The 16,327-nt window shown below is 64.6% G+C and carries 16 protein-coding genes and 1 tRNA gene; 8 read left to right on the top strand and 9 right to left on the bottom strand.

Annotation, left to right across the window (positions count from 1 at the left end):
* The first annotated feature begins 129 nt into the window (after positions 1-129).
* Both ACXR2W_RS11485 and ACXR2W_RS11480 read left to right on the top strand, forming a co-directional pair.
* Complete coding sequence (locus ACXR2W_RS11485) at positions 130-1,164, top strand: alpha/beta hydrolase (RefSeq protein ID WP_458816224.1); 1,035 nt, start codon at positions 130-132, stop codon at positions 1,162-1,164.
* A gap of 69 nt (positions 1,165-1,233) precedes the next feature.
* Positions 1,234-2,028, top strand: a complete 795-nt coding sequence (locus ACXR2W_RS11480) for an NUDIX hydrolase (RefSeq protein WP_458816222.1) — start codon at positions 1,234-1,236, stop codon at positions 2,026-2,028.
* 156 nt (positions 2,029-2,184) lie between these two features.
* Here ACXR2W_RS11480 and ACXR2W_RS11475 read toward each other — a convergent pair whose 3' ends face one another.
* Positions 2,185-2,685 carry a DNA/RNA helicase gene (locus ACXR2W_RS11475; RefSeq protein ID WP_458816220.1) on the bottom strand — a complete coding sequence of 167 codons (501 nt, stop codon included), beginning with the start codon at positions 2,683-2,685 and terminating at the stop codon, positions 2,185-2,187.
* A gap of 94 nt (positions 2,686-2,779) precedes the next feature.
* Between ACXR2W_RS11475 and ACXR2W_RS11470 the strand changes: the two genes are divergently transcribed.
* Positions 2,780-3,289, top strand: a complete 510-nt coding sequence (locus tag ACXR2W_RS11470) for a peptidylprolyl isomerase (RefSeq protein WP_458816218.1) — start codon at positions 2,780-2,782, stop codon at positions 3,287-3,289.
* Positions 3,290-3,298: 9 nt separating this feature from the next.
* A complete protein-coding gene (locus tag ACXR2W_RS11465; protein WP_458816216.1) occupies positions 3,299-4,222 on the top strand; it encodes a rhomboid family intramembrane serine protease in 924 nt (307 codons plus the stop codon).
* A 147-nt stretch (positions 4,223-4,369) separates the two neighbouring features.
* Here the strand turns inward: ACXR2W_RS11465 and ACXR2W_RS11460 are convergent, their stop codons facing one another.
* Positions 4,370-4,654: a cell division protein CrgA gene (locus ACXR2W_RS11460; RefSeq protein WP_458816214.1), complete on the bottom strand. Its 285-nt coding sequence runs from the start codon at positions 4,652-4,654 to the stop codon at positions 4,370-4,372.
* A 58-nt stretch (positions 4,655-4,712) separates the two neighbouring features.
* Between ACXR2W_RS11460 and ACXR2W_RS11455 the strand changes: the two genes are divergently transcribed.
* From ACXR2W_RS11455 to ACXR2W_RS11445, 3 genes are read left to right on the top strand one after another with little or no spacing between them, the layout of a single operon-like run.
* On the top strand, positions 4,713-5,483 hold the full coding sequence (locus tag ACXR2W_RS11455) for a class E sortase (RefSeq protein WP_458816212.1): 771 nt from the start codon (positions 4,713-4,715) through the stop codon (positions 5,481-5,483).
* A gap of 8 nt (positions 5,484-5,491) precedes the next feature.
* A complete protein-coding gene (locus tag ACXR2W_RS11450; RefSeq protein ID WP_458816210.1) occupies positions 5,492-5,641 on the top strand; it encodes a hypothetical protein in 150 nt (49 codons plus the stop codon).
* Positions 5,638-6,276, top strand: a complete 639-nt coding sequence (locus ACXR2W_RS11445) for an anthranilate synthase component II (RefSeq protein ID WP_458816209.1) — start codon at positions 5,638-5,640, stop codon at positions 6,274-6,276. Before ACXR2W_RS11450 ends, ACXR2W_RS11445 begins: the two co-directional genes overlap by 4 nt.
* Positions 6,277-6,357: 81 nt before the next feature.
* On the opposite strand, the gene pknB is transcribed toward ACXR2W_RS11445, so the two are convergent.
* The 7 genes from pknB to ACXR2W_RS11410 all read right to left on the bottom strand — a co-directional run bounded on the left by pknB (position 6,358) and on the right by ACXR2W_RS11410 (position 15,569).
* Positions 6,358-8,046 carry a Stk1 family PASTA domain-containing Ser/Thr kinase gene (gene pknB / locus ACXR2W_RS11440; protein ID WP_458816208.1) on the bottom strand — a complete coding sequence of 563 codons (1,689 nt, stop codon included), beginning with the start codon at positions 8,044-8,046 and terminating at the stop codon, positions 6,358-6,360.
* Between the two features lie 95 nt (positions 8,047-8,141).
* Positions 8,142-9,956, bottom strand: a complete 1,815-nt coding sequence (locus tag ACXR2W_RS11435; RefSeq protein WP_458816206.1) for a protein kinase domain-containing protein — start codon at positions 9,954-9,956, stop codon at positions 8,142-8,144.
* The gene (locus tag ACXR2W_RS11430; protein WP_458816204.1) at positions 9,953-11,440 is read right to left on the bottom strand and encodes a peptidoglycan D,D-transpeptidase FtsI family protein; all 1,488 of its coding nucleotides are present in this window, start codon (positions 11,438-11,440) and stop codon (positions 9,953-9,955) included. The genes ACXR2W_RS11435 and ACXR2W_RS11430 overlap by 4 nt, the downstream gene beginning before the upstream one ends.
* Positions 11,437-12,831, bottom strand: coding sequence for an FtsW/RodA/SpoVE family cell cycle protein (locus ACXR2W_RS11425; protein WP_458816202.1), 1,395 nt, complete (start codon positions 12,829-12,831; stop codon positions 11,437-11,439). Before ACXR2W_RS11425 ends, ACXR2W_RS11430 begins: the two co-directional genes overlap by 4 nt.
* Entirely contained in the window at positions 12,824-14,092 is a 1,269-nt protein-coding gene (locus tag ACXR2W_RS11420) for a PP2C family protein-serine/threonine phosphatase (RefSeq protein ID WP_458816200.1), read from the bottom strand. The genes ACXR2W_RS11425 and ACXR2W_RS11420 overlap by 8 nt, the downstream gene beginning before the upstream one ends.
* A 2-nt stretch (positions 14,093-14,094) precedes the next feature.
* A complete protein-coding gene (locus ACXR2W_RS11415; RefSeq protein ID WP_458816198.1) occupies positions 14,095-14,742 on the bottom strand; it encodes an FHA domain-containing protein FhaB/FipA in 648 nt (215 codons plus the stop codon).
* Positions 14,739-15,569, bottom strand: a complete 831-nt coding sequence (locus ACXR2W_RS11410) for an FHA domain-containing protein (protein WP_458816196.1) — start codon at positions 15,567-15,569, stop codon at positions 14,739-14,741. Before ACXR2W_RS11410 ends, ACXR2W_RS11415 begins: the two co-directional genes overlap by 4 nt.
* 128 nt (positions 15,570-15,697) lie before the next feature.
* On the opposite strand from ACXR2W_RS11410, the gene ACXR2W_RS11405 reads away from it, so the two are divergent.
* Positions 15,698-15,780: transfer RNA gene (locus ACXR2W_RS11405), tRNA-Leu, on the top strand.
* The last annotated feature ends 547 nt before the right edge of the window (positions 15,781-16,327 follow it).

Genomic DNA, 16,327 nt, shown 5'->3' with positions numbered 1-16,327 from the left:
GAAACGCCGCTAGGCAGCCAGTCTGGCGGCGTTTTCCCCTGCCCACTTGACAAATCGATCTCCATATCAGGATGACCGGGTGGGGCTCGAGCCTTCCCCCTGCGCTTATCCACCCAATATGCTGTCGGCATGACGGTGTGGCGCGAAGATGTTCTGGGTGCAGGGTTTGAATGCACCGACCTCGATCTCGGCGCCGACAGTGAGGGCCCGCTCGTAGCCACGCTCGTGCGGGCTCTGCCAGCTAAACACGGCTGGTTCACCCAAATGTTTCACGGGAAACGTTTACTCGAAGGCACGCGCGTGCTCTACGTGCACGGCTGGTCCGACTACTTCTTTCAGCGCGAGCTGGCGGCCTTCTGGACGAGCCGCGGCGCCAGCTTCTACGCGCTCGACCTGCGCAAGTACGGCCGCAGCCTGCGCGAGGGCCAAACGCCCGGCTACATCGAAGACCTCGACGACTATCACGAAGAAATCGACCAGGCCCTCGAGATCATGCGCGCCGACGCGGGGGAGCGGCACCGCGACGGCAAGCTGATCTTGCTCGGTCACTCCACGGGCGGGCTCGTGCTCAGCCTGTGGGCGAGCAAGCACCCCGGCGGCTGCGACGCGCTCGTGCTCAACAGCCCGTGGCTCGAGTTTCAACTCACGTCGGCGGGCCGGCAACTTCTACGGCCGCTCGTGAACCTGGGCGCCCGAGTCAACGCGCGCGACATTGCGCCACAGATCGACTCTGGGTTCTACTCGCGCGCGCAGCGCGAAGTCGGCAACGCCGACGAGTACGCGGCCCTCAACACGCAGTGGCGCCCCGATCGTAGCCACCCCGTGCTCGCGGGCTGGTTACGGGCGGTGCTGGATGGGCACGAGCGGGTGAGCCAAGGCCTCTTCATCGCCGAACCCATCGCTGTGCTGCTGTCGACGAAGTCGCACCTCACACTGCGCTGGAGCGACGAACTCACGCACGTCGACACCGTGCTCGACGTCGATGAGGTCGCGAAAGCGTCCCTCAGGCTCGGCGCCGAAATGACGATGCTGCGCATCGACGGCGCACTGCACGACACGTTCCTCTCTGCGGCGGCCCCTCGCGCGGCCGCCTACGCCGCCCTCGAACACTGGCTCACCGGCTGGGCGGCGCGCGAGGCTGCTGCGGCGGTTCGCCACGATTGATCCGGATCAATGCCAAGCGCCCGCGCGCGGCCCGACCGCTAAGCGGGTGCGACCAGATAAGCTCAGACCATGGATCTTCGAGTGGCCGCCTACGCGGTGGTAGAACGGCGCGGCAAGATCCTGCTTACCCACTGGCGACGTGGCCACCTGCACGGATGGACGCTGCCGGGCGGTGGCCTCGACGCGGGAGAAGACCCGCGCGATGCCGTCGTGCGAGAAGTATTTGAAGAGACCGGACTTGAGGCCAAGGTTGGCAAGCTGCTGGGCGTCGACTCGCGCGTGATGGTGCGCGAAGAGGTGCCCGAGGGCACTGACCCCGAGCTGCACACGATACGCATTGTGTACCGTGCGACCGTGAAAGATGGCCCGCTGCGCAACGAAATCGGGGGCTCCTCTGATGAGGCCCGGTGGGTGCCACTTGGCGAAATCAAGGGGCTGCGCACGCTGTCGCTCGTGCAGACGAGCCTGCGCATGGCGGGTATTAGCCTGCGCAGGCCGGGTGCGAAGCCAGCGTCAAAGCCGGGCGCTAGTGCAGCAGGCGCTAAGCAGGGGGCTAAACCCGCTGCGAAGCCGGGCGCTAAGCAGGCCGCAAAGTCTGAGGGTAAGCAGGGTCAAAAACCGGGCGCAAAACAGCGAGCGAGAGATAGATCCGGGGCTAAAGATCGACCTGGGGCTAAAGATCGACCTGGCGCGAAGCAGAAGCCGCCCGCCAAACAGGGGCAGCAGCCGGGCACCGGGCCTACAACTACAACTGCCCAGCAGTCGTCGCAGCGACCCCAGCAGGCCCAGCAGGCCCAACAACAGGCTCAGCAGCGCCCGCGGCGACCCAGATCACGCCGCGCCAGTCGGCCCGCCGGCGAATAGCGCCGCGCTCAAGCGGTGCTAGCGCTCGCACGCTGACCCGTTTTCAAGGGGCTCCAAAAAATATGCGCGGCGAGTTCCGCTTATAACTGGCTCATAAACGGAATTCGTCGCGCATATTTTATTGTCGTCGTGGCTGGGTACCCACGACTCACTCCGCTAGTTCTCGGGTGCGATCCACAGCTCGTCGTCGGTGCGCAGCGCCTGCCACAGCGCGTAGCCCACGCCAGCAGCAGCGGCAACGCCCAGGCCGATCGCGATGATGCCGCCGGCGCGAGACTTCTTCTTCTGCGGCTTCAGGTAGCCGCTGCGCTCACCAAAGCCACGTACCTGCTTGGCGGCCTTGGGGTTATCAAGCTCGTCAAGCGTGCGAATAGTGCGCGCGAGTGCGTCTGCAATGATCGGGGTCGACACGCGGCGCACGCTATCTGCCGCGCGACGCGCCGATGCGACACCGCAGTTCACCGCGGGGCGCACCTTCTCGAGCGTCTCATCGACACGAGGAGCGAGGTGCTCATCGCTCAGGTGCTTCGCCTGACGGCCGGCCTCCTGCAGCACATCAGTAGCGTGACCCAGAACGACCCGCTGCTGATCGAGCAGCTCCTGAGTCGTTCCTTTGAGTCGACGCAGCTCGCGGCGGCGCTTCCGTGAGAGTTTCATACCTGTCCTCCTCGATTGGCAGGGCTGTTCCACGAGCGAGTTCGCTCCGTAAACTCCACGCTACACCGAAGGGTGGGCCGCATACACTAGGGGAATGACCAATCACACCTCTGTTGCAACTATTCACACCAACCACGGCGACATCGTCATCAACCTTTTCGGTGACCACGCCCCCAAGACCGTCAAGAACTTTGTCGACCTCGCTGGCAAGGATTTCTACAACGGCGTCATCTTCCACCGCATCATCAAGGACTTCATGATCCAGGGCGGCGACCCCACCGGCACCGGCACCGGCGGCCCCGGCTACAACTTCGACGACGAGATTCACCCCGAGCTCGTGTTCGACCGCAAGTACCAGCTCGCCATGGCGAACGCAGGTAAGCGCCCCGACATGACCGGCCGCCTCGCAGGCACCAACGGTTCACAGTTCTTCATCACGACCACCGCACCCGAGTGGCTCACCGGCAAGCACACCATCTTCGGTGAGGTTGCAGACGAGGCGTCGAAGGCCGTCGTCGAGACGATCTCGGCCGTACCCACCGGCGCCATGGACCGCCCCGTCGAAGATGTCGTGATCTCAAGCATCGACATCGTCGAGGCCTAAGGCACACCCTTGGCAGGCGAACCGACCTATGGTGAGCGCGTAGCTTACGGACCGAACGACGTCTGCTATCGGCACCCCGGCGCTCACAGTTTCACGCTGTGCCAGCGCTGCGGCCGCACCATCTGCGCGAACTGCCAGGTGGTGTCGGCCGTGGGGGTGCTGTGCCCCGAGTGCACGCGCCAAATGCAGCCCTCGGGCAAGCAGCGGGCCACGCGTAAGGCACGGGTAGCGGGCCGCCGCATCGCGGCGCTCGACACCCCGGTGACGTACGCGATCATGGCGCTGTGCGTGCTCGTGTACCTTGCGCAGCTCGCGACCCACTACTTCGGCTCTGACGAGGTAACGCGAGCGCTGTGGTACGCGCCGCTGTACTCACTGCCGCCGGCTGAACTACCGCCCGGCCTGGGTTTTGAGCCCTGGCGCATGCTGACCTCGACGTTCACGCACTCGACCGGCTTCATATTTCACATCCTGTTTAATATGTATGCTCTATGGCTGTTTGGCCGCAACCTCGAACAGATGCTGGGCAAGGCGCGGTTCGCCGCGCTCTACCTCATCGCGGGGCTCGGCGGGTCGCTCGGCGTGATGCTGTGGTCGTACGCAGATCCTCAGGCGCTATCCATGCCAACGGTGGGTGCCTCGGGCGCCATCTTCGGTGTGCTGGGCGCCACGCTCGTGGCCTACCGCGCGGCGCGCGTCAACATCACGTCACTCATCGTGCTCGTTGCGATCAACTTTGGCATTGGGCTGATTCCCGGCGCCAACATCTCGTGGCAGGCACACCTGGGCGGCCTGATTGCGGGCGCTGCGACCATGTGGGTGCTGCTCAACATGCGCGGCCGCTCGGCGCGTAGCCGCGGCCTCGCGCTCGGCGGCATCGCTGCGGCGCTCGTACTCGCGAGCTTCGCGTTCTTTGTGGTGCCGGTGCTCTAGCGCCGGATCCCTGGGGTGCGCAGCAGGCACGCACAAAACACTGAAGGGCCCGGAGGAAACTCCGGGCCCTTCAGTGTTATCCACAGGTTTGTCCCCACCTGGGGAGGAATTACAGCCGTGTGATTTAGAAGACTTGAGCGGTGAAGATTACTTCCACCACGGGGTCATGAGAAAGCCCACGAGCACGAGGCCGAAGCCGACAAAGATGTTGCCCTCGCCCAGCATGGGAATAGGCAGGGGAGTAGGCATCGCGCTCGTGACGTAGTAGAGCACGATCCAGACAAGCCCAAGCAGCATGAAGCCGAACATTACCGGCTTGAACCACACCGGGTTGGGCGCGTCTTTGCGGGCCTCCTGGCGTTCGAGGCGGGCCTGCGCCTTAGCAAGGTCGCCCGACTTGTGCTTGTCTACGTTTTTTCCAGCAGCTGACATGCTCTGAGTCTACCCGGAACGGAGCTTAAGATACGCGCCAGCGCCCTAGACTGGAGGGGTGAAACAGAAGCGTGAGGGCCGCGTGCGCCGTGCGAGGTTAAGCCCGCTAACGGTGATCGGCGAGCTGCTGCTGGTGGCGGGCCTCGCCGTTTTCGGCTACATCGTGTGGCAGCCCTGGCACACGGGCGTCACCGTGACCGCGAAGCAGACCGAACTGTCTGCCAGCGACTCGGCGAAGTGGGACGAGGCTCCCGTGAGCGAGTGGGACGGCGTCGTGCCCGTCGCTACCGCTCCCGCCGCCTCAGAGGTGTTCGCGGTGCTGCACGTGCCCGCGTTCGGTACGACCTACGCCAACCGCGTCGCCGAGACCACAGACTGGTGGACGGTGCTCAACCTCGACGAGAAGGGCATCGGTCACTACGAGATGACGCAGATGCCCGGTGAGCCGGGCAATTTCGTGCTCGCGGGGCACCGATCCGGCCCTCTCATTAACTCGTTTCGCGAGGTGATGAACCTGCGCGTGGGTGACCCCCTGTTCGTCGAGACCGCCGAGGGCTGGTACACGTACCGCTACCGGTCGACCGAGTATGTGCTGCCCGACGAGGTTGATGTGCTCAACCCATTTCCGCGTCTCGAGGCGGCCGTGGGCGACGACCAGATTCTGACCCTCACGACGTGCCATCCCAAGATGGCGGGCAGCGATGAGCGCGCGATCGCGTACTCAGTGTTTGAGGGGTTCCAGCCGCGCAGCCAAGGCCCGCCGGCCGAGCTTGTCGCGCTAAACCCGACCATGGAGGCGACGCAGGCCAAGAGAGGTGACCAAGAGTAATGTTCTCGATGCTGTGGCGATTTTTTCCGGGGCCCGCGTGGCTGCGCGTGATCGTGCTGCTGGTTGCCCTCGCGGCGGTTGTGTACGCCCTTATTGAATATGTGTACCCGTGGGTTGCGCTGCAGCTCCCTGAAGAAGAAGTGACGGTCGGAACATGACACGCATTTTGGTGATCGATAACTACGACAGCTTCGTCTATACGATCGCGGGGTACCTGCAGCAGCTCGGTGCGAGCGTGCACGTGATTCGTAACGACGACCTGAGCGTGGGCGAGCTTGAACACTCGCTCGCCGAGTTCGATGGGGTGCTTGTGTCGCCCGGGCCGGGCACGCCCGCCGAGGCTGGCCTGTCGATTCCCATGATCGAGATCGCGCTGCGCACCGGCGTGCCACTTCTGGGGGTCTGCCTGGGGCACCAGGCGATCGCTGAGGCGCTCGGTGCGACGGTGACGCACGCCGAAGAGCTGATGCACGGCAAGGTGTCGCGCGTGCACCACACGGGCGACGTGTTCTTTGCGGGCGTGCCCGACTGGTTTGACGCGACCCGGTACCACTCGCTCGCTGTCGTGCGCGACACTGTGCCCGAGGTGCTCGAGATTACCGCTGAGACCGAGAACGGTATCGTGATGGCGCTGCGGCACCGCGAGCGGCCCATTTTTGGCGTGCAGTACCACCCCGAGTCGGTGCTCACCGAGGGCGGCTACCAGCAGTTTGGCAACTGGCTCGAGATTGTGGGCGTGAAGGGCGCAGCGGAGCGCGCCAAGGCGCTCTCGCCGCTCATTACCGCCCAGTAGCGCGGGCGCCCACGTGAAGAAGCCCTGCACGCTATCAACAAGGTAGCGTGCAGGGCTTCTTCATGAGCCTGCGGGCGGCTGTTAGCCCGAGCAGTACTTGAGCTCGAGCTTGGTGCCCTGCTCCTGCGTGCCCACAACTGACTGCGAGATGATCGGAAAGCTCGGCTCCATGGGGCACGGCTCATCGGTGTAGGTCACCTCGATGCCCAGGCCGTCGAGCGTCGACTTCGTGAAGTCGAGCGGCTGGCCCTGCACATCGGGAATCTGAATGAACCCGCTCGAGACGCGAATCTCGACGCTCGAGCCCGACTCGAGCTTCGTACCGGGCTCGGGCACGACACCCAGCACGCGGTCTTTCTTTTGCACCGGATCATCGACCGTCGTAACCAAGCCCACAGTGAGCCCCAGGTCTTCGATGGCCTTGGTGTACTCGGTCACCGACATGCGGTCGATCTCGGGTACCGTGGCGGTCACCGGGCCGGTCGAAATGAACACCTGAATCGTGTCGCCCACGTTGAGCATCGTGCCCGGTTTCGGGTCGGTGCCAATGACGTGGCCCGCGGCGATCTCTTCGTTCGTTTCTTCAACCTGAATCGGTTTGAGGTCTTGCGCTTTGAGCGTGTCGAGCGCCGTCGTGCGCGGCACATCTTCGAGCACGGGCACCTCGCGTGAGGTGTCTGGCAGAAACTGTTGTGGCGCGAGTGTTACGAGCCAAAACACGACGGCGATAATGACGGCACCGACGGTGAGGATCCCCGCCCAGGTCCACATGACCGGCGGGCGGCTCTGGGTGCGGGTGCCGCCACCCTCTGCCAGCTGGCGCAGCGCAAGGTCTGACTCAGAGACCTCCTCGCCGCCCGAAAAGAGCAGCGCGTCTTGACCGGGTACGGTGAGCTTAGGCATTTCGCCGCTCGCGGCGGTGCGCAGTGCGTCACGAAACTCAGCGGCGGTCTGAAACCGCTTTGCGCGGTCCTTTGCAAGACCGTAGAGCACTACCCGGTCGAGTTCAGGGGGCACGTTAGCGTTGATCTCGCTGGGCGGCGTGGGCCGCTCGCTGACATGCTGGTAGGCGACGGCCACCGCGGTGTCACCACGGAAGGGTACTTCGCCCGCGAGCAGTTCGTACAGCAAGATCGCCGTGGAATACAGGTCGGTGCGAGCGTCGATCGACTCGCCCTTGGCCTGCTCGGGCGAAAAATACGCCGCGGTACCCAAAATGGCGGTCGTCTGCTGCAGCGTCGACGACGTCTCTGAGACGGCGCGGGCAATACCAAAATCCATCACCTTGACCTGGCCGGTCGTGGTGATCATGATGTTGGCGGGCTTAATGTCGCGGTGCACAATGCCGGCACGGTGTGAGTATTCGAGCGCCGTCAACACCGAGTCGACGACACGGCAGATCTCGGCCTGCGTCAGCTCTGACTCTGCGGCGAGCTGACGCAGGTTGGTGCCCTCGACGTACTCCATCACAATGAAGGGCAACTGCTTGGGGCCGTCGGCCGTTTGAATCAGGTCGGCGCCGGCGTCGAAGACGCGCACGACGGTTGGGTGGGCCATGCGTGAGGCCGAGCGAGCCTCCTGGCGAAAGCGTGAGCGAAACTGTTCATCATGTGCCAGATCGGCCTTCATGATCTTGATCGCCACCTGACGACCGAGCTTCGTGTCCGTGCCGCGGTAGACGGTGGCCATGCCACCCTGGCCGATGAACTCACCGATGGCGTAGCGCCCAGCGAGGATCCGCTGCCCGCCAGCGTCGGTCGTCTCAGCCATATCCACCTCTTCTGTGCTCATTGGACTGCTCTAAGTGTAGTGGGCTGGCGCTGGGCGATACCCACAACAGGCCGCGCGGCCTGTTGTGTCACGGGTTAGTTATCGCTGTCGGCACCGCTGCTACCGCCTGCGGTGGTACCGGTGCCGCTCGAGCCGCTGTTCGAAGCAGTACTCGAGCTGCCCGACGAGTCTGCGTCGGCGTCGGAGTCCGACTTGGAATCGTCTGCCGACTCAACCGTGATCGAGAGCGTCTCAGACACGGGCGATGTCGCACGGAACGAACCGTCGGTGCAGTCAAACGTGTAGGTCAGGGTGAGTGTGCCTGCGGCCGTCGCCTTCACCTGTACGCTGCCGCCCGCAACATCACCTTCGCGCTGGCCATTCTCGTTGGTGGTGATGACGTAGTTGTTCACCTGCAGCGGCGTGGGGCACGAACCCGAAATGTTCTGCACCGTAAACGTCTCGCCCACCTTGACGGTCGCCGGGCCCGATGGCGTAGCGGGGGCCGAAATCACGCCAAACGGCACCGAATACGTAAGCGTGATCGTCTGCGAGAACGGCACCTTCTTGCCGGTGGGGTTCACCTTTGTGACCCTGTTCGCCTGCTCCGAGGGCACAGCCTCGCCAGCTACCGTGCGCACATCGGTGAAACCCAGTTCGGTCAGGTACGCCACAGCCTCGTCAACGTTCATGCCCTCGAGCACGGCCGCGTCAACCTCGGCCGTCGTGGGCTTCTTGTCTTCGGGCTTCGGCTTTGGTTTCGTCGTCTCAGACGAATCGACCGGCTCCTTATCGCCGCCAGACATAAGCGCGAACACGGTGCCGCCGCCCACGACGAGCAGCAGCGCGAGCAGCGTGATCAGCGGCCAGGTCCAGGGACTGCGCTTCTTCTTCGCGGGCTCTTCGCCGTCTTCGGGTAGATCGGTGAGGTCGCCTCCGAGCGGGCTGCCCTCGGCAGCCTGCCCCGGCAGCGCGGTCGTCTGCGGCAGGGCGGTCGTGGGCGCGTCATCGCCCGGCATGCTCGGCATGACCATCGTGGCCGGATCCTGCGCCCCCATCACCTGCGGCACATAGCTGGCCGCGAGCTGCACGTCACCCCGGTGCAGCGCGGTGGCAGCCTGCGCGAGCTTCGCCGCCGTCTCGGGGCGACCGCTCGCGTCTTTCGCGAGGCACGCGTAGACGAGGTTGCGCACGTGCTCGGGCACATCGGCGGGCAGCTCGGGCGGGGTGTCATTGATCTGCGCCATCGCGATCGCCACCTGCGATTCGCCGGTGAAGGGGCGCTTACCCGCGAGGCACTCGTACGCGACGATACCGAGCGAGTACACGTCGGTCGCCGGCGTCGCCGTGTGACCGCTCGCCTGCTCGGGCGCGAGGTACTGCACCGTGCCCATGACCTGACCGGTGGCGGTGAGGGGCACCTGGTCGGCGATGCGCGCGATCCCGAAGTCGGTGATTTTGACGCGCCCCTCGGGCGTGATCAGCAGGTTGCCGGGCTTAATGTCACGGTGCACGAGACCCGCATCGTGGGCCGCCTGCAGCGAGGTGGCCGTCTGCGCAACGATACCGAGTACGCGGTTGGCAGGGATCCGGCCCTCGCGTTCGATGATCGCAGACAGCGGCTCGCCGGGCACGAGCTCCATCACGATGTAGGCCGAGCCCTGCTCTTCGCCGTAGTCAAAGACGTTCGCGATGCCCTCGTGGTTGACGAGGGCCGCGTGGCGCGCCTCGGCGCGGAAGCGTTCGAGGAACCCGGGGTCCCCCATATATTCGTCCTTGAGGATCTTGATGGCGACGGTGCGCCCGATAATGCTGTCGCTCGCCTTCCAAACCTCGCCCATGCCGCCTACAGCGACCCGTGAGCTCAGCTCGTAGCGCCCGCCGAATGTGATCCCAGCCGATGGCCTCATTCGCTCAACACCGCTTCCATTACTCGTTTTCCGACAGCTGTGGGGAGATCGAATGATCCGCCCTCAAAATTAAAGTTTGCGCCGCCACCGTTCTCGATGACTACGGCTACCGCGACCTCGGGGTCGTCCACCGGCGCGAAGCCCGTGAACCACAGCGTAAACGGCAGGTCATTCCCGTCGGCGTCTACACCGTTCTCGGCGGTGCCCGTCTTACCGGCCACCCGCACCCCGTCGATGCCCGCCTTCTGTGCGAGCCCCTGCGGGTCAGACACGCCCTTCTCCATCATCCCAGCAACTGCCTCGGCAGTTTTCTCTGAGATGGGTTTCGAGAGCTCTTCGGGGGCAAACTCGCGTTCGACGCGCAGATCGGGCGTGATCACCTTATCGACGAGCTGGGGCTTCATCACCGTGCCACCGTTCGCGATGCCCGCAGAAACAAGAGCGATCTGCAGGGGGGTCGAGCGCACATCGAGCTGGCCGATCGACGCGAGCGCGGTCTGCGCCTTATCTTCGGGCACGGGCGACACGCTCGGCGTCACCTTCAACGGGATCTGCACCTCTTGTTCGAATCCAAACGCCTTCGCCATGTTGGGCACAGCGTCTGGGTCCATGCTCATCGCAAGCTCAGCGATGGGAATATTGCACGACATCACGATCGCCTGCTCGAGGGTCGCCTTCTTATCTGATCCACAGGTGGTGCGTGATGCGTTCTGCATTACCGCGGTCGACCCGGGCAGCTTCAACTCGGCCGGGTTGTCGAAGGTCGTTGTCGGGGTCGCCTCGCCAGACTCGATGGCTTCGGCCGCGACGAGCAGCTTGTACACCGATCCGGGGTGGTACATGTCGCCCGCGATCGCCCGGTTTGAGAGCGGCCGCGCCGGGTCTTCTTCGAGCTGGCGGTAGTTGGTGATGATCTCGGCGTCGTTGTTGCCTGACAGCACGTTGGGGTCGAAGCTGGGCGTCGACGTCATCGCGAGAATCTGGCCGGTCGCGGGTTTAATCGCGACGACCGCGCCCTCGACACCCAGCTCGGCCATCGCGGCGGCGGCGGCCTCCTGTACCTTCGCCTCAATCGTGGTCTGCACCGAGCTGCCCTGCGGGGCAACACCGTTGATGGTGTTCAAGAGGCGACTAAAGAACTGCGCACCGCTCGTGCCCGTTAGATCCTGGTTCATCGCCTGCTCGAGCCCGCTCATGCCCTGTGTGTGCGAGAAATAGCCCGTGATCGGCGCGTACAGGTCGCCCGCCGAGTACTGCCGCACATAGCGGTAGTCGTCGCCGGTGGGTGTCGAATACGCGACGGGGTCGCCGCCCACCAGAATCGAGCCGCGCTCGATCAGGTAGCTGTTCTTGAGCGTGCGGGTGTTGATCTCGTTTGCGCGCAGATCGTCTGCCTGCACCACCTGAATCATCGTGACCGCAAAAAACAGCACGAGAAACATCGCGAAAATGGTGCGTGTGAGCGCCTTCAACTGCTTGTTCATGCGCGGATCACCAGCTTCGGTCGGTTACGAATAGAGCCCGAGAGCAAGATCAGCAGTGCGATGATGATCCAGTTCGAGACGAGTGACGAACCACCGGCCGCGAGAAACGGCGCCGTTAGGCCGGTGAGCGGAATCACGCGGGTGATGCCGCCGACGACGATGAAGACCTGCAGGGCGAGCGAGAACGCGAGGCCAGCCGCCAGCAGTTTGCCAAAGTCGTCTTGGCCAGCAAAACCAATGCGCAGGCCGCGGCCAATGAGCAGCAGGTATGCCGCAAGGACCACGAACAGGCCCACCAGGCCGAGCTCTTCGCCGAGGCTCGCAAAAATGTAGTCGCTCTGTGCGAACGTCGTCAGCTCGGGGTACCCCTGGCCAAGGCCCGTGCCGGTCATGCCGCCATTGGCGAGCCCAAAGAGGCCGTTGACCATCTGGTGGCCGCCCCCAAAAGGGTCGGCAAACGGGTTGAGCCAGTTGTTAAACCGGTTGGTGACATAGTCGAGGGTCTGGCTCGCGAAGATGCCGCCCGCGAGAAACAGCCCCACGCCCAAGATAACCCAGCCCACCCGGCCCGTGGCGAGGTACAGCATCGACAGAAACAGGCCGAAGTAGAGCAGCGAGGTGCCCAGGTCGCGCTGAAACACGAGCACGCTCATCGCGGCGAGCCAGAACACGAGCAGCGGGCCGAGGTCGCGGGCTCGCGGAAACCGGATCCCAAGAATCTTCTTGCCCACCATCGCGAGCGAGTCGCGACTCTGCACGAGGTAGCCAGCGAAGAAAATCGCCAGCAAGATCTTGGCGATCTCACCGGGCTGAAACGAGAACCCGCCGATGTGAATCCAGACGCGTGCGCCGTTGATTTCTTGCCCCACGATGGGCAGCATCGGCATGAGCAGCAAGATCACGGCGCCCAAGCCTGTGAGATACGTGTAGCGAAACAGCACGATGTGATTGCGAATCACCAGCAGCACGATGATCGCGGCGACGACCGCGACTGACGACCACACGAGCTGACGTACCGAGGTTGAGTTCCAGTCGACCGCGCCGCGGGCGAGGTCGATGCGATAGATCATCGCGATGCCCAGCATGTTCAAAAAGGCCGCAATCGGCATGATGAGCGAGTCGGCATCTGGCGCGACGCGCCGGATCACGATGTGCAGCGCAAAGAGGCTCGCAACGAACAGGGCACCCGCTGGCACCAGGTCGGTCGATAGTTCACCCTTGATGGTGAGGTCGATGATCATGACGGCGCCCACGCCGATCGCGATCGCGAAGATCAGCAGCGAGAGCTCGAGACCGAGCAGCAGCCGGGGCGCGCGCAGCGCGGTGATCCGGTGCAGCACTGTTTCACTCGTGCGCGTCTTCTCGAATGAGCGTGGTTCTTTGCTACTCATTGATGGGCCCCAATCGCAGCACAATCTCGCGCGCCTCGTCGAGCGAGCCCGCGCTCAGGGTGCGTTCGACCTGGCGCTGCTCGAGCCCGTCGAGCTGGTCGAGCGGAATGCCCGTGTCTTCGGCTTCAGAGTGCAGCGAGAACGAGCCGAGGTCTTGCTGCACGCCGCGGTAGATGATGACGTTTTGGCCGTCGGTACCCACAAAATAGCGGGTTTGGGTCCACTGGTAGCCAAACAGCAGCGCGCCGCCGATCGCAAGCAGCACACACAGACCGCCGACCGCCCACAGGAGCCTGCGGTTGCGGTTGCGCCGGCGTGTCTCGGCGATGAGTTCGGCGAGATACTCGTCGACGCGGGGCTCGAAGTGGCTCTCCTCGACGACGGGGGCGCGACGAATCGAGCGGCGGCCCATGAGCCGCGTGCGCGCGGTCGACATGGTGCCGTCGCGGGGCTCGGGCGAGCTTGCGGCAGAGCCGGCGAAGCGCTGCTCGCCGCGAGGGAGCTCGGTAGTCGAATTGGGGTCGAACGCGGGCGCCTCGGTCGTTTCGACGAGCACGACGGTGACGTTGTCGGGGGCGCCGTGCGCGAGGCTCTTGTCGATGAGCCGGTCTACGCCGTCTTGCAGCGAGGTGCGGCGGCGCAAAATCTTTTCGATATCGGGGTCTTCGACGTAGCCACAGAGGCCGTCTGAGCACAGCAGCCAGACATCGCCGGGCCGGGTGTCGAGCACCTCGGTGTCGATCTGCGGTGAGGAGTCGACGTCACCGAGCACGCGCATCAGCACCGAGCGGCGCGGGTGCGTCTTGGCTTCTTCTTCGGTGATCTTGCCGCTGTCGACGAGGCGCTGCACAAACGTGTGGTCGTGCGTGATCTGCCGCAGCGTGTTGTCGCGCAGCAGGTAGAGCCGTGAGTCGCCAATGTGCGCGAGCGCGAGCTTGTCATCGATCGTGAGAAACCCGACGAAGGTGGTGCCCATGCCGGCGAGCTCGGGTCGGTCGCGCACTGTCGCGCGCAGCTTCGCGTTCGTTTCGAGCAGCGCGTGGCGCATGCGCGAGGCCGCGGCTGCCGGGGCGCCTGCGGGCTCGGTGTCGAGCGCCGCCATCGCCTTCGTGGTGATGGCCGAGGCGACGTCGCCACCCGCGTGGCCGCCCATGCCGTCGGCGACGAGAAACAGTTGCCCGCCAGCGAAGCCAGAGTCCTGGTTGTTGGAGCGCACCATGCCCACGTGTGAGCCGATGGCGCTGTCGAAACTAACCGTCACGCCTATGGCCTCAGCTCGAAGGTCGTCGTGCCGATCGTCACCGGGGTGAACGGTGGCACGGGCACAGGCTTCGTCACGCGCGCACCGTCGAGGCGCGTGCCGTTGGTCGAGTCGAGGTCGGTGAGAATCCACTCGCCGCCGGTGAGTGCGAGGCGCGCGTGGTACGTCGAGGTGTACTCGTCAACAATGACGAGGGTGGAGTCGCTCGAACGGCCAATCGTGAAGATGTGCTCGTCGAGGGGAATCGATGTGCCCGCTGCCACGCCCGTCGTGATCACTAGGTTCTTGGGCGCGCCGGATCCGCCCGCAGATGGCAGGGCGCCACCGCTGGGCGTGACCACGGGGCCGCCGGGGAACCCGGGGGAGCCTGCGGCGGGAGCCGTCGGGGCGCCGAGCGGGCCGGTGAGCGCGAGGCCGGTCGCGGCGCCCGGCGAAGCGGCTGCGGCCATGATGGGTGCGGCCGCCACGGGGGCTTGGCCGGCCGGGCTCGGCGACACGATCGGCTGCACGTGCGGGCCAGTGTCGCCCTTGAGTTTGCGCACGGGGGCACCGAACAGGTCGCTGCGCAGTGCGTACACGATCGCAAAGATAAACGCCCACAACACGAGCAGCAGGCCAATACGCAGTATTAAGAGGGTGAGATCGCTCACAGGCCACTCCAAAAGTCTTGGTCGATGCCCGGCTTATCGCCTGCGGTCCCGGTAGCGGGCCTGGTGCTTCGAGGTTCTGGTGCGGGGGTGCTCGTGGGGCGAGGCGCACTTGCCTGCCCACCGACCGCGCTCGCTGGGCGAGGTGCGGCGGTGCTCCCGCTCGTGCGCCCGGGCACCAGTTGAAACTGGAGCGCCGTTTGCCCGATCGTGATCACAATACCGGGGGAGAGGGCGGCTTCGCGGAAGCGCTCGCCGTTAATCTTCGAACCGTTGGTTGAGCCAAGGTCACGGGCGAGGCCGGCCGTGCCGTCCCAGATCAGCTGCAGATGCTGGCGTGAGGCCGCACTGTCACCGATCTGAATGCCGCAGTCGCTGCCGCGGCCGACGGTCGTGGTGCCGCGTTTCAGTTCGTGGCGCACACCGTCGACGTCGATCGCCGCGACCCAGTCGACTGCGCCCTCGACGCGGGTGGCGTCGACCTCGAGCACGCCCTGCGTGAGTGCGTGGTCGGCCCGCACCTCGACATCGGCTTCGCCGAGGAGTTGGTAGCTCTGCCGCTTCGCGTGCTTCATGACGACGCCGCGCAGCTCTTGTTCGAGGGTCGACCCGAGGGCCTGGAGGCGGGCGGCGTCTTTGTCTGACACTCGCACAACAAACTTGTTGGGGGCCAACACGCGGTCGCGGTCAACAACTACCGCACCAATATCGAGCTCGCGCTTGATGGCTGAGGCGATCTCTACGGGCTGCACGCCCGAGCGGAAGGTGCGCGCAAAAGCGCCGTTGACGGCCCGTTCGAGGCTGCGTTCTACGCTGTCTAGAAAACCCACGTGCCCTCCTCGCTCTCTACGAAATATCTCGTGGTGTCTTTGCAGTTTAGCCCGCTTTGGTGTGAGGCGTAATGTTCTGCTAAGCTGGGGGAGTTGCCTGAACCGGAGACGGTGAAGAAGACAAACTCGCGCGAGTGGCGGAATGGCAGACGCGCTGGCTTCAGGTGCCAGTGCCCGCAAGGGCGTGGGGGTTCAAGTCCCCCTTCGCGCACGAGGGGTGTTTCACGAAATGTGAGGCTCCCAGTTCACGAAATACGAAAACGGGTCGGAATTCTTCGGGATTCCGGCCCGTTTTCTTGTTTTCAGTGGTGCTGGGGTGGCGTGATGTGCGCTTCCTGTGTGGGATTTGTTGCGACCACGGTGAGGGTGTGTTGCGGTGCCCCAGGGATCCAATATGGGTACCGTTCAGCTCCTCCCTGTCAAGACTGTTTAGCCGTCCCTTTTGGTAGCGCCTGTGGGTTGACCCGGTAGCAGACGTGGGAGTGCCCGGTAGCGGTCACGCGCCCGCGTTGCCGGCCCGCGCTAGGTTGGCCCGCTGATATCGGCTCGATGGCGGCGCACGTTCAGGCCGTTCGACTGCACGACTCCCGTGTTCGAGACGATCCAGTTGATAGCGGATTCTGCGATGACGGCGTCGTGGAAGGACTTATCCCAGTCCACGGGATCGAATTGCGAGGCCACCAATGGCGATCGCGCGACGCGAGCAGTGTGTGATCGCTTCGACCTGTCGATAGGGACGTTGCTGGCTGAGTGACGCA

Source organism: Leucobacter faecis (genome assembly GCF_054456695.2).
The sequence above is the reverse complement of the archived record's forward strand: the minus strand, read 5'-3'. Positions and strand labels throughout refer to the sequence as shown.

What these genes read in the sequence shown, in the direction of transcription:
- ACXR2W_RS11470 (WP_458816218.1), top strand. Translation starts at nt 2,780, where the DNA reads ATGACCAATCACACCTCTGTTGCAACTATTCACACCAACCACGGCGAC.
- ACXR2W_RS11450 (WP_458816210.1), top strand. Translation starts at nt 5,492, where the DNA reads ATGCTGTGGCGATTTTTTCCGGGGCCCGCGTGGCTGCGCGTGATCGTG.
- ACXR2W_RS11475 (WP_458816220.1), bottom strand. Translation starts at nt 2,685, where the DNA reads ATGAAACTCTCACGGAAGCGCCGCCGCGAGCTGCGTCGACTCAAAGGA.
- ACXR2W_RS11480 (WP_458816222.1), top strand. Translation starts at nt 1,234, where the DNA reads ATGGATCTTCGAGTGGCCGCCTACGCGGTGGTAGAACGGCGCGGCAAG.
- ACXR2W_RS11485 (WP_458816224.1), top strand. Translation starts at nt 130, where the DNA reads ATGACGGTGTGGCGCGAAGATGTTCTGGGTGCAGGGTTTGAATGCACC.
- ACXR2W_RS11435 (WP_458816206.1), bottom strand. Translation starts at nt 9,956, where the DNA reads ATGAGGCCATCGGCTGGGATCACATTCGGCGGGCGCTACGAGCTGAGC.
- ACXR2W_RS11445 (WP_458816209.1), top strand. Translation starts at nt 5,638, where the DNA reads ATGACACGCATTTTGGTGATCGATAACTACGACAGCTTCGTCTATACG.
- ACXR2W_RS11460 (WP_458816214.1), bottom strand. Translation starts at nt 4,654, where the DNA reads ATGTCAGCTGCTGGAAAAAACGTAGACAAGCACAAGTCGGGCGACCTT.
- ACXR2W_RS11430 (WP_458816204.1), bottom strand. Translation starts at nt 11,440, where the DNA reads ATGAACAAGCAGTTGAAGGCGCTCACACGCACCATTTTCGCGATGTTT.
- pknB (WP_458816208.1), bottom strand. Translation starts at nt 8,046, where the DNA reads ATGGCTGAGACGACCGACGCTGGCGGGCAGCGGATCCTCGCTGGGCGC.
- ACXR2W_RS11425 (WP_458816202.1), bottom strand. Translation starts at nt 12,831, where the DNA reads ATGAGTAGCAAAGAACCACGCTCATTCGAGAAGACGCGCACGAGTGAA.